Consider the following 16,209-nt stretch of genomic DNA (forward strand, 5'->3'; position numbering starts at 1 on the left):
CGTCGTTCCCGTGAGGAGCACCGCTGCGGTGGAGTGGCTTCTATGCGCGGCTTTTGATTCGGTCAACCGCGATTTGTAACTTTCTGTCTTTTTTCCGAAACAAGCCCCGAAACCCGCGGAAAACCGTGCTTTACGGCATCTCAAGATGTGTGGCCCATGATGGTTTTGTGACCGGAACTACCGCCCAGACCCCGAATCAGCCTGCCGAATCGCTTCGGAATCAGGTCCGCAGCGCCGTGATCTGGCGTTCGGGCACCCAGATTCTCGGCCAGATGCTCGCCTGGATCTCCACCTTCCTGGTGATCCGGATCCTGAGCCCCTCGGACTATGGCCTGTTCGCGATGACGCAGGTGGTGCTGGTCCTACTCAACATGCTCAACGGCTATGGACTCGCGAGCGCGCTCATCCAGCGCGGCGAGGCCGGGCGCCACGCGCAGCGCCAGCTCTTCGGCATGCTGATCCTGCTGAACCTCGGGCTCGGCGCGATCCAGTTCGCCGCCGCCCCGCTTGCCGCCGCCTATTATCGCCAGCCGATGGTGACCGATCTGCTGCGGGTGCAGGCGCTGCTCTACATCGCGACGCCGTTCATCGCCCTTCCCTATGCGCTGCTGGCGCGCGAGATGGATTTCCGCAAACAGGCCCAGGTGAACTTCGTCTCCGCCGCGGCCGGCGCGCTCGCCGCATTGGGCGGCGCGCTTGCGGGATGGGGCGTGTGGACCCTGGTCGCCGCGCCGATCGCCCTGTTCAGCGTCCGCGCGATCGGGATGACGCTGGCCGCGCGCTCGCTGATGTGGCCGAGCTTCGACTTCCGCGGCGCCGGCGACATCGCCCGCTATGGCGGCGTGATGGCGACCGGACAGATCTTCTGGTTCCTCCAGAGCCAGGCGGACGTGTTCATCGCCGGGCGCCAGTTCGATCCGCACACGCTGGGCATCTATACGACCAGCCTGTTCCTCACCCAGATCTTCGTCTCGAAGTTCGTGCCGCCGCTGAACGAAGTCGCCTTCTCCGCCTATGCCCGACTGAAGGACGATCGCGCCGCCGTGGCGGCCGCCTTCGTGAAGGGCGCCCGGATCATCATGGTCGTCGCGATGCCCTTCTACATGGGGCTGGCCGCGACTTCCGGACCGCTGGTCCAGGTGGTGCTCGGCCCCAAATGGATCGAGGCCGCGCCGATCGTCCATTGGCTGGCGCTCGCCATGCCGATGATGACGCTGCAAACCCTGTTCGCGCCGGCGAGCGATGCGTGCGGCCGCCCGGGAATCAGCGCGCGCAACGCCGCGACCGGCGCGGCGCTGCTGCCCGTCGCCTTCCTGATCGGGGTGCAATGGGGATTGCCGGGGCTGATCGCCGCCTGGTTCGCCGCCTATCCGCTCTATCTGGCGATCTGCACCTGGCGAACGCTGCCGGTGATCGGCGTCAAGCTCCGCACTTTGGCCGAATCGATCGCGCCGCCGGTGCTGGCCGCGGTGGCGATGGGGCTGGTGGTGGGGCTGGCCGATCACCTGCTGCCGGGGATGGCGCCGGTCGCCCGGCTCGGCCTGCTCGTCCTGATCGGCGGCGTCACCTATGGCGCGCTGCTTCTTCTCTTCGCGCGCACCATGCTGGTCGAAGTAATCGCGCTGGTCCGCAATCGCGCCGGCTAGGGGCTTGCAATGTAGGATTTCGAAGCCGACCGAAGGACCGGCTCTTTCTCATCGTCGATGTCTTGAAAAACGCGGAATCCGGAAGGAAGGCTTTTCGACATAGCCGGTGTCAACCGTGTCAACCGATCGAGTCGGCCGGCCACGCCCCAGAATCCGCGGAATCCACGTATTTCCGCCGGTTTCTCACGCAACCGCCTCGGCTACACCGCCTGGATATAGGCCCGCATCGCCTCGGCCTCCGATTCGATGCGGTCGATCCGGTATTTCACCAGATCGCCGATCGAGACGAAGCCGGTGATCCGGCCGCCCTCGACCACGGGCAGGTGGCGGATGCGCCGCCGGGTCATCAGCGCGAGCGCGCCCAGCACCGTTTCCCCCGGATCGACCGTGATCGCCGGCGCGGTCATCACCTGGCTGACCGTGCGGTCGAGCGCCGCGGCGCCGAACTGCTCCAGGCAATAGATCACGTCGCGTTCGGAAAAGATGCCGGCAACCGTGTCGCCGTCGAGCACCGGCACCGCGCCGATCCTCCGTCCCGCCAATAATGCGACTGCTTCGGCCACGGTTCGATCGGCACCGATCGACACCACTTCATGGCCTTTCCCCCCCAGGATCGCTGCGATCGTCATCGCTTATCTCCGCATACGGGTTCAGGCGATTGTTTCTCCCATGATTCGCTCCCAATTGCAAAGCCATGGATGAGCGCCCCGAAGGATTGGACGATCCCGAATATGCGGCCTTCGCCTGGGGCCGCTTCCGCCGCATCCTGGGATGGATGGCGCTGGTGTCGCTGTTCACCTCGGGCGTCGCCGAGCTGGCGCTCTATTGGTCGATGGGCGAGCTGCGACTCGCCACCGCCCTCGCCACGTTCTTCGGCGTGTTCCTGACGATGATGCTCGCCGCCGCGCTGATGGGGCTTATGTTCCTGAGCTCGGGCACCGGGCACGACGCGCAGGTGAAGGATCCGCTCAAGGGCGAGATCGATATCGACTGAGATCAGCGCTCCAGCCTGAGCGCGAATTCGAGATGCGCCGCGCCGTTCGCGGGCACGGTGACGCGCCAGGTTTTCACGCCCTTGCGCTCGATCAGCTTCGCATTGGACGAGGCGAGCCCATAGGGAATCGCCAGTTCGAAGGTCTCGGGCGTCGCGCGCGCATTGGTGACTTCCACCACGAAGGGCTGGCGGCGGCGGGAGGGCGGCCGGGCGACCACCCGATAGCGGACATCATCGCTCTCGCCGGTGCCGAACTCGACTTCCTCGCCCACCGCGCGATCGGCGAGATCGCTCTCGCCCACCAGCAGCGATTCGCCGCGCGCCTGCTCGAACACCGCGACGCCGCCGGCCGGAAGCGGAAGGCCGAGCCCCTTTGCCGCGAGATTCTCGGTACGCAGGATCCGCGCGGCGGCTTCGCTTTCGGGGCCGTCGCCGTCCGCATCATAGTCGAACGGCTCGAACCTGCCGGTATAGACGCGCTCGAACCTGACCTTCTTGCGGTCGATCATCGCCACCTGCTTGCGGCTCTGCGCCGCGACGGTGACGGGTTCGGGGATGCGATAGAGCTTGAGGTCGCCGAGTTCCTCCTGCTGCGCCACCATCGCCGGGACCGGCGCGGCCATGGGCATTCGGGCGCTCCGCATGCCGGTGACGACGATATCCTCGGCATATGCCATGGGCGCAGCCGGTGCAGGGGGCGATGGCGGCTCCATCCCCCAGCGCGGGAAGGTGCTGGTGGTATCCATCGGCCAGCAGCGCAGGTGCAGCGCCAGGTCCGGCCCCCTGGGCAGAACAGCGGCGGCCTCCTTGTTGGGCGCACCGGCAACCGCGTTGGTGTTCGCGTCCGCGAACCCCTGGCTGCCGCCATTGACCACGGTCAGCCAGGCGAACAGGTCGAGCGTCTCGCCATCATCGGCGACGCGGGCGACATAATTGGCCGACCAGTCAAACCCCTGCGCCAGATAGGAAAGCTGCACCGTCACCGTCGCGGCGGCCGCGCTATCAGTGGTCACCGATAGCGTCGGCCTGGCGGAAAGGTCCGCCGGCACGCCGGGATAGGTCAGCCTTTCAGGCAGGCCCGAGCAGCCGAGCGCCTCGACGCCGTCGGCCGTGGTCAGCACCACGCCGCCGCCGGGGCCGGACTGGATGACGGCCTCCCCCTCCCGGACCTTGCCGGTCGCGCGGTCGGTGCGGCGAATCGTGACGCGGCGCTTGAGATAGGCGTCGATCAGCGCCGCGGGCGACAGCAGCCGCGCGTCGCGGTTCTTCTCGTTCACCTGGCGCGGCAGGCCGGTGACGATCGCGGTCTCGGGCAACATCCCCTCGGAGACGCCGACGAAGCGGATCACCGATCTGCCCGCGGGCACACGGATCGTCCGCGTCTCGGTGACCAGCGCATAGCCGCCCGGCCAGCCGCCCGCGCGAATCGCACCCTCGCCGCGCTGCGGATCGCGGTAGAGCGTGACCGAGGTCGAATCGATCCGGTCCGATTCGACCAAAGTCTGCGCCGCCACGGGCCAGGCGGCGAGCAGCGAGGTCAAGGCAAGGGCGATGCGGCGCATCGGTCAGTAGCGCGTGTCGAACACCACGGTCACCGATGCCTTGCCATTGGCGGGCACCGGCACCTTCCACTCCATCCGATCGGCCGAGACGCGCTCGCCGGCCTGGCTCTGCTCGACGATGCGGACATCGCCCCACAGGCCGTCCTGCGCGAGGTCGATCGTCGCCGGCTCGGGCCGGGCATTGGTGAAATCATAGCGCATCGCGGTGCGCCACCGCGCCGAGGACAGGCGCTTGCGCTCGACCACCGTCGCGGTGCCCTTCACGTCGAAAGCATCGCCGGTGCGGATCGACATCGCCGAGCCCATCGGCGCCGCCGCGACCCGGCTCTCGCCGATGAACTGCGGGTCGCCGCGCGCGTCGCGCATATAGACGCGTATCGTGCCCGCGGGGAGCTGGTCGCCGAGCCCGCCATTCCGCGAAGTGGAGAATTTGAGCACCGACGAGGCGCTGCGCGGATCGGACTGGGTGCTCAGCCAGCCATTGGTCCATTCATAGGCCTTGCGCGCCGATGCCCCCTTCACGTCGAGGAAGCTGACCTGCTTCTGCTGGGCATTGGCGATCGTCGTCTTCTCGGCCAGCGGATAGAGATAATAGTCGCCCAGCCGCTCGCGCGGGCCGCTCTCGGTGCCGGCTTCCTCGATCGTCGAATCGGCGAGCTGCGAGAAGCCAGTGCTGCCGCCGCGATTGGGATTGCCGGCGACGAGCAGCACGTCGGCGCCGCGATAGGTGGTGCCGGTATTGTTGGTGAGCGTCACCCAGCCCTGCATGTCCATCGCGCCCTTGGCTTCGTCGAACAGCATCACATAGTCGCTGGTCCAGCCGAGCCCGGGGGTGAGATAGGTGAGCGTGGCCGGCACCCGCCCGGCCCGCGCGACCTGGAGGGTGACCGAGAGCGTCGGCCGGGCGCGCAGATTCTCGGGCACCTTGTCGAAGATCACCCGCACCGGCAGCCCGTCGTCGCGCAGCACTTCGATGCGGTTGCCGATCTGGAGGACGATGCCGCCGTTCGCGGCCAGCACCTTGGCCTGCTCGCGCGTCTCGGCGCCGGTCGCGGGATTGGTCCGCACGATCGTCACGACCGATCCGACCGCCTTCTCCATCAGCTTGTCGGGCGAGAGCAGGTCGTAATCGAAATTCTGCTCGACGATGCCGATGCCCGGGCCGGAGAGCGTCACCGTCTCCGATCGGATCTGCGCCGACACGTCGGCGAATTCCTGCCGGGTGCGGCCGGCGGGAAGATCGAGCTGGCGCACGTCCTGCACCAGCGACTGGCCGTTCTGGTAGATGGTGACCGAAAGCTCGCCCTGCGCGGTCTGGTCAGGGGAAGGCACCGCCGCGGTCTGCGCCTGCGCCTGCGCGGCAAACGGCAGGCCCAAGAGAATCAACGCCCCCAAACGCATACATCCTCCCCAGATGGTCTCTGGAGAGGATGCTAGCAGGTTGCAGCCCAAGGGCTAGTCTGTCTTGAAACCGTCAGATCGGCGGATGCCGAGGACGGATCAGGAAGCCGAAACCTCGGCGTCGTCGCTCTTCGCGGTGCGGCGGCGACGCGGCTTCTTGGGGGCCTCCTCGGCGGCATCGGCGCTGGTCTCGATCCCGAAGGCCGGCGGTAGCACCGCCAGATCGATGCCGTGCGACGGCGCCTCGGCCTCGACGGCCTCCTCACGGCGCGGACGGCCGCGGCGGCGCGGTGCACGATCCTGCGCTTCCTCGCCACTGGCTTCGATGGCCTCGACAGCCGGCGCGGCGGCTTCGGCGTGGCCGCCGTTGCCATTCACGTTGCCGTTCGCATAGCCATTGCCGTTGGCATTGGGGCGGCCGTTGCGGCGATCCTCACGGGGTTCCCGAGGCTCGCGCGCTTCGCGGGGCTCGCGGCCCTCACGATCGTCGCGATTGCCACGGGCTTCGCGATCGTCGCGGTTGCCGCGATTCTCGCGCTGCTGCGGTTGCTGCTGGCGCGGCTCCTGGAAATCGCGCTCGTCGCGATTGCCGTCGGCCTCGAAATCGAAATCCTCGTCCTGGTCCTCGTCGTCACGCGGGCGGCGATTCTGGTTCGGATTCTGGTTTTGCTCCTCGAAGCGCGAGCGGGTTTCGCTCAGCACCCGGAAATAGTGGTCCGCGAACTGGAGATAATATTCGGCGTTGACCCGATCGCCCTGCATCTGCGCGTCGCGCGCGAGATTCTTGTACTTCTCAAGAAGCTGAGCCGCATTGCCGCGAGCGCGATTGTCGATACGATTGCCGTTGTCGCGCTGGTTGGGGTTGCCACCCCGCCCTTGCTGCTGCCCGCCACGACCGCGACGGCGGCCGTTTGCCTGACGATTGTTGATCAAGATCTGTTTGTCCTGTCCTACTAAGCCGTCCGTCGGTCCATCATGGGTTCCGGATGCAAGTTACATTCGCAGGGGGCGCCGGATGTCTCCAGCGCTTCCCGCCTGCCACGGCCGCCGGACTGCAGCGGCTCACATGACCATGGAGTGGGCTATAGCCCTGATTTCAACAACTTGGTTGAAAGTGCCTCGCCCCGGCGCCGTTCTTAGCCCGTGCAGCATCAATCTCCAAGCAGAAATATGTGACGTTTTGATGCGATTTCAAGTGAGCCGTATCGCACGGGGACGCCCGCCGAGATCCTCATAGACCATGGGGGCGAGGCCGGAATTGCGGGCAATTGCGGATACCGTCTCGGCCTGGGACCAGCCGATCTCGACGATCGCCGTGCCGCCGGGCGCCAGCAGGCGCCGCAGATCGGGCAGGATGCGGCGATAGTCATCGAGCCCGTCGGGTCCGGCGAACAGCGCCGAGGCGGGCTCATAGCGGCGGACATCCTCGGGCAGCGTCTCGTCCGTGCCGATATAGGGCGGGTTGGCGAGGATCAGGTCGAAGCGCCGGTCCAGCCCGGCGCCCCAGTCGCCCAGTCGGAACGCGGCGCGATCCGCCATGCCGAGGCGCTCGGCATTGGCGCGCGCATAGCCGAGCGCCGCCTCGGACCGGTCTATGCCCAGCCCCGTCGCACCGGGCCATTGGTCGAGCGCCGCGAGCAGCAGCGTGCCAGGGCCGGTACCCAGATCGAGGATCGAGGCCGGCGCACGCTCGCCGAACCAGTCGATCGCCGCCTCGATCAGCGTCTCGCTGTCCGGCCGCGGCACCAGCGCGCCCGGCCCCACCCGGAGGTCGATCGTCCAGAAGGCGCGCGTGCCGGTGATATAGGCGACGGGCTCATGCGCGAGGCGGCGCGCGACCAGCGCCTCAAAGGCTTGGGGCGCCGGATCATCGAGCCGCCGCAACAACAGGTCGTCGCGGGAGACGTCCAACGCGTGCGCCATCAGCAATTCAGCATCGAGCCGCGGCGTATCGCTGACTTCGGCAAGGCGCTGGGCCGCGGCAGCGAGCGCCGCACGTATCACGAGTCGAGCTGCGCCAGCCGATCGGCCTCGTCCTGCGCGATCAGCGCGCCGATCAGCTCGTCCATCTCGCCTTCCAGTATCTCGGGCAGGCGATGCAGCGTCAGGTTGATGCGGTGATCGGTCACCCGGCCCTGCGGGTAATTATACGTCCGGATCCGCTCCGAACGATCGCCCGATCCGACCATCGACTGGCGCGCGCCCGCCCGCTCGGCATGGAGCCGCTCGCGCTCCTGCTCATACAGGCGGGTGCGCAGCACCTTCATCGCCTTGGCCTTGTTCTTGTGCTGCGACTTCTCGTCCTGCTGGATCACGACCAGGCCAGTCGGGATATGGACGATGCGCACCGCCGAATCGGTCGTGTTGACCGATTGGCCGCCTGGCCCGGACGAACGATAGATATCGATCCGCAGATCCTTGTCGTCGATCTTGACGTCGACCTCCTCGGCCTCGGGCAGCACCGCCACCGTCGCGGCCGAAGTATGGATGCGGCCGCCCGCTTCCGTGGCGGGAACGCGCTGGACGCGGTGGACGCCGCTCTCGAACTTCAGGCGGGCGAACACGCCCTTTCCTTCCACGCTGGCGACGACTTCCTTGTAGCCGCCAGCCTCGGACGGCGAGGCGGAGATCAGCTCGACCTTCCAGCCCATCCGATCGGCATAGCGCTGGTACATGCGGAACAGATCTGCCGCGAACAAGGCCGCCTCGTCGCCTCCCACGCCGGCGCGGATCTCGAGCATCGCCGCGCGCTCGTCGGCCGCGTCGCGCGGCAGCAGCGCGAGCGCGAGGCTACGTTCGGCCTGGGGCAGCCGCTCGCGGATCGAGGCAAGCTCCTCGCGCGCCATCTCGCGGAGATCGGAATCGGCATCGCCTTCCATGCCGGAGAGCGTCTCGGCCTCGGTGCGCAACCGCCGCACCTCGCCCGCCGCCACCGCGACGGGCTCGATCTCGGCATATTCCTTGGAGACCTGGACGAAGCGATCGCCCGACAAATCGCCAGTCGCCATCAGCGCCTGCAACTCATCCCGCCGCGCCTCGATCGCGGCGATACGGTCTGCGGGGATGGAGGTCATGCGCCGACCAGTTGCAAGACTAGCTCTTTGACACGTTCATGCTCTTCGACGCCTTGCGCCGCCCGCGTATTGATCTCGGATGAATCTTCGTCGCCCCGAATGGACACCAGGACTTTGGCGAGAACTTTCGTAGCTTTGTCGTACCGCTTCCTCGGCGATCCCGTTGCGATCATATCCGCCGAAAGACCGCTTTGACGGAATAGCTTCAATGCGCGCAGGCCGATCTTGAACGCGGAATCATCCTCCACCGCAATGATGACATCCGGCTTCTCGGCGGGGGGCTCCTCGATCAGCATCGCCAACCGCTCGACCCCCGCGGCCCAGCCCACGCCCGGCGTCTCGGGGCCGCCGAGATTGCCGATCAGCCCGTCATAGCGCCCCCCCGCAAGCACCGTGCCCTGCGCGCCCAACCGATCGGTGACGAACTCGAACGCCGTGTGCCGGTAATAATCGAGCCCGCGCACCAGCCGCGCGTTGCGCGTCCACTGCACGCCCGCAGCATCCAGCCCATCGGTCACCGCCCTGAAGAAGGTCGCGGCCTCCTCGGTCAGATAGGCGTCGATATCGGGCGCGCTGTCGGCGATGGAACGGTCGCGCGGATCCTTCGAATCGAGGATGCGCAGCGGATTCTTCTCGAGCCGCGTCTGGCTGTCCTCGGACAGTTCCTCGCGATGCTTCTCGAAATGCGCGACCAGCGCCGTCCGCCACGCATCGCGCGTCTCGGCATCGCCCAGCGTGTTGAGCTGCAGCGTCACGCCGTCGGCGATACCCAGCTCGTGCAGAAGTTGATCCGCCAGCACGAGCAGCTCGACGTCCGCCGCCGGCTCGGCCGCGCCGATGATCTCGGCGTCGATCTGGTGGAACTGGCGGAATCGCCCCTTTTGCGGCCGCTCGTAGCGGAACACCGCGCCGCTCGTGACCAGCTTCATCGGCGCATGCTGCTGCCAGCCCTCGGTGATGAAGGCGCGGCAGATGCCGGCGGTGAACTCGGGACGCAGCGTGATAAGGTCGCCGCCCTTGTCCTCGAAGGTATACATCTCCTTCGAGACGACGTCGCTGGTCTCGCCCATCGACCGCGCGAACACGCCGGTCGCCTCGAACACCGGGATTTCGACGCGCTGGAAGCAATAGAGCCGCCGCACCCGATCGAATTTCTCGAGCACGGCCGCGAAGCGCCGCTGCTCGTCGCCGAAGATGTCCTGGGTGCCCCGGATGCGCTTGGGGGTTTCGATACGTGCCATCGCCGCGCGATTAGGCGCGTTCAGCCGCTATCGCAACGCACGAGATCACTGCCGCCGCGCCGCCCCGGAAATGCGGGCATCCGGCCGCATTTCTGAGACCCGGCCGCCAAGGACTTCCGCCCGCTCCCGAAATGTGAAAACCCGTCCCGAATGGACGCGCCTTTCGCGTTTCCGGGATATTTCTCCTGTGGAACGAAAGAAACCGCTTGCCTATGAGCGAGTTTCGCAATTGACCTGCGCCCCCCGCTTCCGGGGAGCGCTATGAGCGGGTTCTTGAATTGGCTCCAATCCTACCGACCAGCCTTCGCCGTTCGGGCCTCACCCTGTTGGCCGCGGCATCCATTCTCTCAGCATGCAGCGGTAGCGGAGGCAGTGCCCAGAAAAAGGGACGTGGCCAAAGCGGCCCGCCGCAGGTCGGCTTCGTCGTCGTCCAGCCCAGCAGCGTGCCGGTGACGACCGAGCTTTCCGCCCGTGTCACCGCCTATCAATCCTCGGAGGTCCGGCCTCAGGTCGCCGGCATCATCCGCCGCCGCTTCTTCCAGGAGGGCGCGATCGTCCAGCAGGGGCAGACGCTCTACCAGATCGATCCCAGCCTCTATCAGGCCGCCGTCGATCAGGCGCAGGCGAATCTGCAGAGCGCGCGCGCCAATGCCGAGGCCGCGAAGGTCCGCGCCGATCGCTATCGTCCGCTCGCCCAGATGCAGGCGGTGGCGCAGCAGGATTATACCGATGCCCTCGCCCAGGCCCGCCAGGCCGAGGCGGCGGTGGCACAGAACAAGGCGCAGCTCGATACCGCGCAGATCAACCTGCGCTTCACCCGCGTGCCCGCCCCGATCACCGGCCGGATCGGCCGTTCGCTGGTGACCGAGGGCGCGCTCGTCACCACCAACCAGACCGATCCGCTGGCGGCGATCCAGCGGCTCGATCCGATCTATGTCGACATCCAGCAATCGAGCGCCGACATGCTCGCGCTGCGCAAGGCGCTCGCCCGTGGCGGCGTGATACCGGCCAGCGCCGCGGTGCGCCTCAAGCTCGAGGACGGCAGCGATTTCGGCCAGACCGGCACGGTCGAATTCTCCGAAGTGATGGTCAACGAGAATACCGGCACCGTCACGCTGCGCGCGCGCTTCGCCAATCCGCAGGGCGTGCTGCTGCCGGGCATGTTCGTCCGCGCGGTGTTCGCCCAGGCGATCGATACCCAGGCATTCCTGGTGCCGCAGGCCGGTGTCGCCCGCGATCCCAAGGGCAATGCCACCGTCTGGGTGGTCGGCCCGGGCAACCGCGCCGTGGCCCGCACCGTCATCGCCGAACGCACGATCGGCCCCAATTGGGTGGTGACCCAGGGCCTCGCGCCGGGCGACAAGATCATCGTCCAGGGCACCGCCAACGTGCGGCCTGACGCCGAGATCAAGCCCGTTCCCGCCACCGCCCCCCAGCGCATCGAGGCGCCCAAGGGGCGCCAGGGCGCCGGCGCGGCCCAGAATAAGGGCGGCTGACCTCCGATGTCACGCATCTTCATCGATCGCCCGATCTTCGCCTGGGTGATCGCGATCATCGTCATGCTGATGGGCGCCGGGGCGATCCTGTCGCTGCCGATCGCGCAATATCCCGATATCGCGCCGCCCCAGGTCAATGTCCGCGCCACCTATCCCGGCGCGTCGGCGGAGACGGTGCAGAACAGCGTCGCCCAGGTGATCGAGCAGCAGCTCACCGGCATCGACGGACTGCTCTATTTCACCACCTCGTCCACCTCGCGCGGCCAGGTGAACATCTCGGTCACGTTCGAGAAGGGTACCGATCCGGACATCGCCCAGGTCCAGGTGCAGAACCAGGTCCAGCAGGCGCTTTCCCGCCTTCCCCAGCAGGTCCAGCAGCAGGGGCTGCGCGTCACCAAGTCCAACCCCGATTCGCTGCTGCTGGTCGGCGTGTTCGACAAGACCGACAAGCGCACCAACCAGGACGTGTCCGACTGGATGGCGTCCAACATGCAGGATCCGCTGGCCCGCATTCCCGGCGTCGGCGATACCAACGTGTTCGGCGCGCCCTATGCGATGCGCATCTGGCTGAACCCGGATCGGCTGGCGAGCTATTCGCTGATGCCGGGCGACATCGTCACCGCGATCCAGAACCAGAATACCGAAGTGGCGGCGGGCGAGATCGGCGGCCAGCCCCAGCCGCCCACGCAGATGCTCAACGCCACCGTGACGGCCCAGTCGCGGCTCCAGACGCCGGATCAGTTCGCCAAGATCATCCTCAAGACCGATACCAGCGGCGCCACCGTGCTGCTGAAGGACGTGGCGCGGATCGAGCTCGGCGCCGAAAGCTATAATTCGGTCAGCCGCGTCAACGGGCATCCCGGCGCCGGCATCGCCGTCTCGCTCGCCCCGGGCGCCGACGCCCTCACGACGGCCGAGCTGGTGAAGGCGCGCGTCGCGGAGATCGCCAAGACCTTCCCGTCCGGGCTCGATTATGCCTATGCCAACGACACGACCGGCTTCATCAAGCTGTCGATCGAGGAAGTGGTCAAGACGCTGATCGAGGCGATCATCCTCGTCGTGATCGTCATGTTCATCTTCCTCCAGAGCGTGCGCGCGACGCTGATCCCGTTCGTCGCGGTGCCGGTGGTGCTGCTGGGCACCTTCGCGGTCTTCTATGCGCTGGGCTTCTCGATCAACACGATGACGCTGTTCGGGCTGGTGCTCGCGATCGGCATGCTTGTCGACGACGCGATCGTCGTGGTCGAGAATGTCGAGCGCCTGATGGAGGAGGATCCGAACCTCTCCCCGCGCGACGCGACGATCAAGTCGATGGACCAGATCCAGATGGCGCTGGTCGGCATCGCGATGGTGCTCTCCGCCGTGTTCCTGCCGATGGCGTTCTTCGGCGGATCGACCGGCGTGATCTATCGCCAGTTCTCGGTGACGATCGTCTCGGCCATGGTGCTGTCGGTGCTGGTCGCGCTGATCCTGACGCCGGCGCTCACCGCGACCCTGCTCAAGAAGAAGAGCGAAGACCATAACGGCTGGGTCGAGCATCGCTTCCCGGCCGTCGGTCGCTTCTTCGGCGGCGCACGCGACCTGTTCAACACCAATTTCGAGCGTGGCGTCGATCGCTATACGGCCGCCGTCACCAAGGTCATCGATCGTAAATGGATCTTCCTGGCGATCTATGCCGTGATCTGCGCATTGCTCGTGCTGATGTTCTACCGGCTGCCGACGGGCTTCCTGCCCACCGAGGACCAGGGCGCCGCGTCGATCCAGTTCCGCCTGCCCGCCGGCGCGACCCAGAGCCGCACGCAGGACGTGCAGCTCGCGATCGAACGCTATTTCCTGGGTCAGGAAGGCAAGAACGTCGCGACCATGTTCACCGTCACCGGCGGTGGCGGTGGCGGCGGCGCGAGCGGCCAGAACACCGGCCAGGGCTTCCTCAACCTCACCGACTGGTCCGATCGCAAGGGCAGCAAGAATACAGCCGACGCGATCGTCGGCCGCGCCTCGGGCGCCTTCCGCAATTTCCGCGACGCCCAGGTCTTCGCGCTGGTGCCGCCGGCGATCCGCGGCCTCGGCCAGTCCACCGGCTTCACCATGGAGCTGCAGAACGCCAGCGGCATGAGCCGCGAGGACTTCGTCGTCGCGCGCGACAAGCTGCTGGCCGCAGCCATGGCCGATCCGGAGCTCGCCCAGATCCGCCTGTCCGACCTGCCCGACGTCGCGACGCTCAAGGTCGATATCGACCAGGAGAAGCTCTCCGCGCTCGGCCTCAACCAGGGCGACGTCAACAGCACGCTGTCGACCGCCTGGGGCGGCCGCTATGTCAACGACTTCATCGATCGCGGCCGCGTGAAGCGCGTCTACGTCCAGGGCGATGCGCAATATCGCGCCGCGCCGGGCAATATCGGCGAATGGTTCGTGCGCAGCAACAATGGCGAGATGGCGCCCTTCTCCGCCTTCGCGCAGACGAGCTGGGCGACGGCGCCGACCACCCTGTCGCGCTTCAACGGCATCTCCTCCTTCGAATTCCAGGGCCAGGCCGCGCCGGGCAAGAGCTCGGGCGAGGCGATGCGGCGCATGGAAGAGCTCGCCGCGCAGATCCCGGGCACCAGCGTCGCCTGGGCCGGTCTTTCCTATCAGGAGCGGCTGTCCTCGGGCCAGGCGCCGCTGCTCTACGGCGTTTCGCTGCTGGTCGTGTTTCTGTGCCTTGCCGCGCTGTACGAGAGCTGGTCGATCCCGATCGCGGTGCTGCTCGTCATTCCGCTCGGGCTGGTCGGCGCGATCTTCGCGGTGACGCTGCGGGGCTTGCAGAACGACGTCTATCTCCAGATCGGCCTGCTCACCACGATGGGCCTGGCCGCCAAGAACGCCATCCTGATGATCGAATTCGCCGAGGCCGCCGAGAAGCAGGGCAAGCGGGTGATCGAGGCCGCGCTGGAGGCCGCCCGCATCCGTCTCCGCCCGATCCTGATGACCAGCCTCGCCTTCATCTTCGGCGTGCTGCCGCTGGCAATCTCGACCGGCGCCGGCGCCAACAGCCGCATCGCCATCGGCACTTCGGTGATCGGGGGCATGCTGACCGCGACGATCCTCGCGATCTTCTATATCCCGCTGTTCTTCGTGATCGTCCGCCGGACCACGCGCGACGCGCTCAACCGGCTGCATCATCACCATGACGAGCCTCAGCCGGAGGCGCAGCCATGAAGCGGATCGCATTGTTCCTGTGCGCCGGCACGGCGCTGGCCGGCTGCTCGATGGACCCGAAATATGTCCAGCCGGCAGCGCCGGTGCCGGCCTCCTGGCCGGTGGGCGACGCCTATCTCAAGCAGAGCGAATCATCGCTGCCGGCGGTCACCTATCGCGACATCTTCCGCGACCAGCGGCTGCAGAAGCTGATCGGACAGGCGCTCGCGGAGAATCGCGACCTCAGGATCGCCGCCGCCAACATCGCGGCAGCGCGCGCCAATTACCGCATCCAGCGCGCCGGGCAGCTTCCCCAGATCGACGGGAGCGCCGGCGGCACCGTCTCCGACGGCACCAGTTCGGGCAACACGGGCAGCAACAGCTCGGGCACGCGCACGCGCTTCTCGGCCGATGCCGGCATCACCAGCTTCGAGCTCGACCTGTTCGGCCGCCTCGCCTCGCTGAGCCGCGCCGAGCAGAACCGCTATTTCGCGACCGAGGCCGGCGCGCGGGCGACCTGGCTCACCCTGGTCGGCGACATCGCCGATGCCTGGTTGAACTATGCCGCCGACGCCAGCCTGCTCAAGATCGCGCAGGACACCGCCACCAGCGCCGGGAGCAGCGTGCAGCTCACCCGCGCGCGGCTCGACGGCGGCATCGCGCCGCGCACCGACCTGCGCCAGGCCGAACAGGTGCTCGCCACTGCGCAATCGGACGTCGCGGCACAACGCACCGCGCTCGCGCAGGACATCAACGCGCTCCAGCTCCTGGTCGGCGCGCCGATCGATCCGTCGCTGCTCCCCGCCTCGATCGACGAGACCGAGACTGCCATCGCCGAGCTGCCCGCCGGAATCGATTCGGGCATCCTGCTGCGCCGGCCCGACGTGGTGCAGGCCGAATATCAGCTCCGCGCCGCCAATGCCGAGATCGGCGCGGCCCGCGCGGCGCTGTTCCCGCGCATCTCGCTCACCGGCCTGCTGGGTGTCGCCAGCGACGCGCTGCGCGGGATATTCTCGGGCGAGGGCTTCAACTGGTCGGCCGGCGCCAGCGGCAGCTACCCCATCTTCAGCGCCGGGGCCGGGCGCGCCGGCGTCGCGCTCAGCGAGGCGCAGCAGCAGGCGGCAGTCGCCACCTATGAGAAGGCTATCCAGACCGCCTTCCGCGAAGTCTCCGACGCGCTGGCCCGCCGCGGCACCATCACCGAGCAGCTCCGCGCCGACCAGGCCCAGGCCGAGGCGGCGAGCGACACTTATCGGCTGACCGAGGCCCGCTATCGCGGCGGCATCGACACGTTCCTCTCCAGCCTCGACGCGCAACGCTCGCTCTATTCGGCTGAGCGCGGACTGGTCGGCACCCGGCTGGTCCGGGCGAGCAACCTCGTCACGCTCTACCGCACGCTGGGCGGCGATTCGCTGCTCGAGCCGACCAATGCAGGCCCCGCGCCCCGCACAAACGAAGAGGGCGCTCCTTCACCGCGGTGAAGAAGCGCCCTCCCCGGAGCATCCTCTCTTCTTTATCCTGAAACCAATCACCCTCCGCCCCAGGTGGCCGTGATCGCAAAAAACCCCGTTCGTCGGCTCCGGCACAAAGCAGGAGCCGACGGATAAGGGTGGGAAAA

At 67.3% G+C, this 16,209-nt stretch carries 11 protein-coding genes and 1 pseudogene; 5 read left to right on the forward strand and 7 right to left on the reverse strand.

Annotated elements, in window-relative coordinates:
* Positions 1-167: 167 nt before the first annotated feature.
* Positions 168-1,646: an oligosaccharide flippase family protein gene (locus tag HB724_RS12905; RefSeq protein ID WP_213981355.1), complete on the forward strand. Its 1,479-nt coding sequence runs from the start codon at positions 168-170 to the stop codon at positions 1,644-1,646.
* Positions 1,647-1,846: 200 nt separating this feature from the next.
* Here HB724_RS12905 and HB724_RS12910 read toward each other — a convergent pair whose 3' ends face one another.
* Positions 1,847-2,275: a CBS domain-containing protein gene (locus HB724_RS12910; RefSeq protein WP_213981356.1), complete on the reverse strand. Its 429-nt coding sequence runs from the start codon at positions 2,273-2,275 to the stop codon at positions 1,847-1,849.
* Between the two features lie 65 nt (positions 2,276-2,340).
* On the opposite strand from HB724_RS12910, the gene HB724_RS12915 reads away from it, so the two are divergent.
* Positions 2,341-2,640, forward strand: coding sequence for a hypothetical protein (locus HB724_RS12915; RefSeq protein ID WP_213981357.1), 300 nt, complete (start codon positions 2,341-2,343; stop codon positions 2,638-2,640).
* Between the two features lie 2 nt (positions 2,641-2,642).
* Here the strand turns inward: HB724_RS12915 and HB724_RS12920 are convergent, their stop codons facing one another.
* The 6 genes and pseudogenes from HB724_RS12920 to hisS form a co-directional block, all read right to left on the reverse strand.
* The gene (locus HB724_RS12920; protein WP_213981358.1) at positions 2,643-4,202 is read right to left on the reverse strand and encodes a hypothetical protein; all 1,560 of its coding nucleotides are present in this window, start codon (positions 4,200-4,202) and stop codon (positions 2,643-2,645) included.
* 3 nt (positions 4,203-4,205) lie between these two features.
* Positions 4,206-5,603: a DUF4139 domain-containing protein gene (locus tag HB724_RS12925; RefSeq protein ID WP_213981359.1), complete on the reverse strand. Its 1,398-nt coding sequence runs from the start codon at positions 5,601-5,603 to the stop codon at positions 4,206-4,208.
* A 741-nt stretch (positions 5,604-6,344) separates the two neighbouring features.
* Positions 6,345-6,536, reverse strand: a pseudogene (locus HB724_RS20720) (DUF4167 domain-containing protein); the annotation flags it as partial.
* Positions 6,537-6,794: 258 nt separating this feature from the next.
* Positions 6,795-7,607 carry a peptide chain release factor N(5)-glutamine methyltransferase gene (gene prmC / locus HB724_RS12935; protein ID WP_213981361.1) on the reverse strand — a complete coding sequence of 271 codons (813 nt, stop codon included), beginning with the start codon at positions 7,605-7,607 and terminating at the stop codon, positions 6,795-6,797.
* On the reverse strand, positions 7,604-8,677 hold the full coding sequence (gene prfA / locus HB724_RS12940; protein ID WP_213981362.1) for a peptide chain release factor 1: 1,074 nt from the start codon (positions 8,675-8,677) through the stop codon (positions 7,604-7,606). The genes prmC and prfA overlap by 4 nt, the downstream gene beginning before the upstream one ends.
* Complete coding sequence (gene hisS / locus HB724_RS12945; protein WP_213981363.1) at positions 8,674-9,918, reverse strand: histidine--tRNA ligase; 1,245 nt, start codon at positions 9,916-9,918, stop codon at positions 8,674-8,676. Before hisS ends, prfA begins: the two co-directional genes overlap by 4 nt.
* Positions 9,919-10,241: 323 nt before the next feature.
* Between hisS and HB724_RS12950 the strand changes: the two genes are divergently transcribed.
* From HB724_RS12950 to HB724_RS12960, 3 genes are read left to right on the forward strand one after another with little or no spacing between them, the layout of a single operon-like run.
* Positions 10,242-11,414 (forward strand): efflux RND transporter periplasmic adaptor subunit, encoded by a 1,173-nt coding sequence (locus HB724_RS12950; RefSeq protein ID WP_256731502.1) that lies wholly within the window; start codon positions 10,242-10,244, stop codon positions 11,412-11,414.
* A 6-nt stretch (positions 11,415-11,420) separates the two neighbouring features.
* Positions 11,421-14,612, forward strand: a complete 3,192-nt coding sequence (locus HB724_RS12955; RefSeq protein WP_213981364.1) for an efflux RND transporter permease subunit — start codon at positions 11,421-11,423, stop codon at positions 14,610-14,612.
* Positions 14,609-16,072 (forward strand): efflux transporter outer membrane subunit, encoded by a 1,464-nt coding sequence (locus HB724_RS12960; RefSeq protein ID WP_213981365.1) that lies wholly within the window; start codon positions 14,609-14,611, stop codon positions 16,070-16,072. The genes HB724_RS12955 and HB724_RS12960 overlap by 4 nt, the downstream gene beginning before the upstream one ends.
* Positions 16,073-16,209: the final 137 nt, after the last annotated feature.

Source organism: Sphingomonas sp. dw_22 (genome assembly GCF_018449795.1).
Classification (GTDB): Bacteria; Pseudomonadota; Alphaproteobacteria; order Sphingomonadales; family Sphingomonadaceae; genus Sphingomonas.

What these genes read in the sequence shown, in the direction of transcription:
- HB724_RS12910 (WP_213981356.1), bottom strand. Translation starts at nt 2,275, where the DNA reads ATGACGATCGCAGCGATCCTGGGGGGGAAAGGCCATGAAGTGGTGTCG.
- HB724_RS12915 (WP_213981357.1), top strand. Translation starts at nt 2,341, where the DNA reads ATGGATGAGCGCCCCGAAGGATTGGACGATCCCGAATATGCGGCCTTC.
- HB724_RS12920 (WP_213981358.1), bottom strand. Translation starts at nt 4,202, where the DNA reads ATGCGCCGCATCGCCCTTGCCTTGACCTCGCTGCTCGCCGCCTGGCCC.
- HB724_RS12925 (WP_213981359.1), bottom strand. Translation starts at nt 5,603, where the DNA reads ATGCGTTTGGGGGCGTTGATTCTCTTGGGCCTGCCGTTTGCCGCGCAG.
- prfA (WP_213981362.1), bottom strand. Translation starts at nt 8,677, where the DNA reads ATGACCTCCATCCCCGCAGACCGTATCGCCGCGATCGAGGCGCGGCGG.
- hisS (WP_213981363.1), bottom strand. Translation starts at nt 9,918, where the DNA reads ATGGCACGTATCGAAACCCCCAAGCGCATCCGGGGCACCCAGGACATC.
- HB724_RS12955 (WP_213981364.1), top strand. Translation starts at nt 11,421, where the DNA reads ATGTCACGCATCTTCATCGATCGCCCGATCTTCGCCTGGGTGATCGCG.
- HB724_RS12960 (WP_213981365.1), top strand. Translation starts at nt 14,609, where the DNA reads ATGAAGCGGATCGCATTGTTCCTGTGCGCCGGCACGGCGCTGGCCGGC.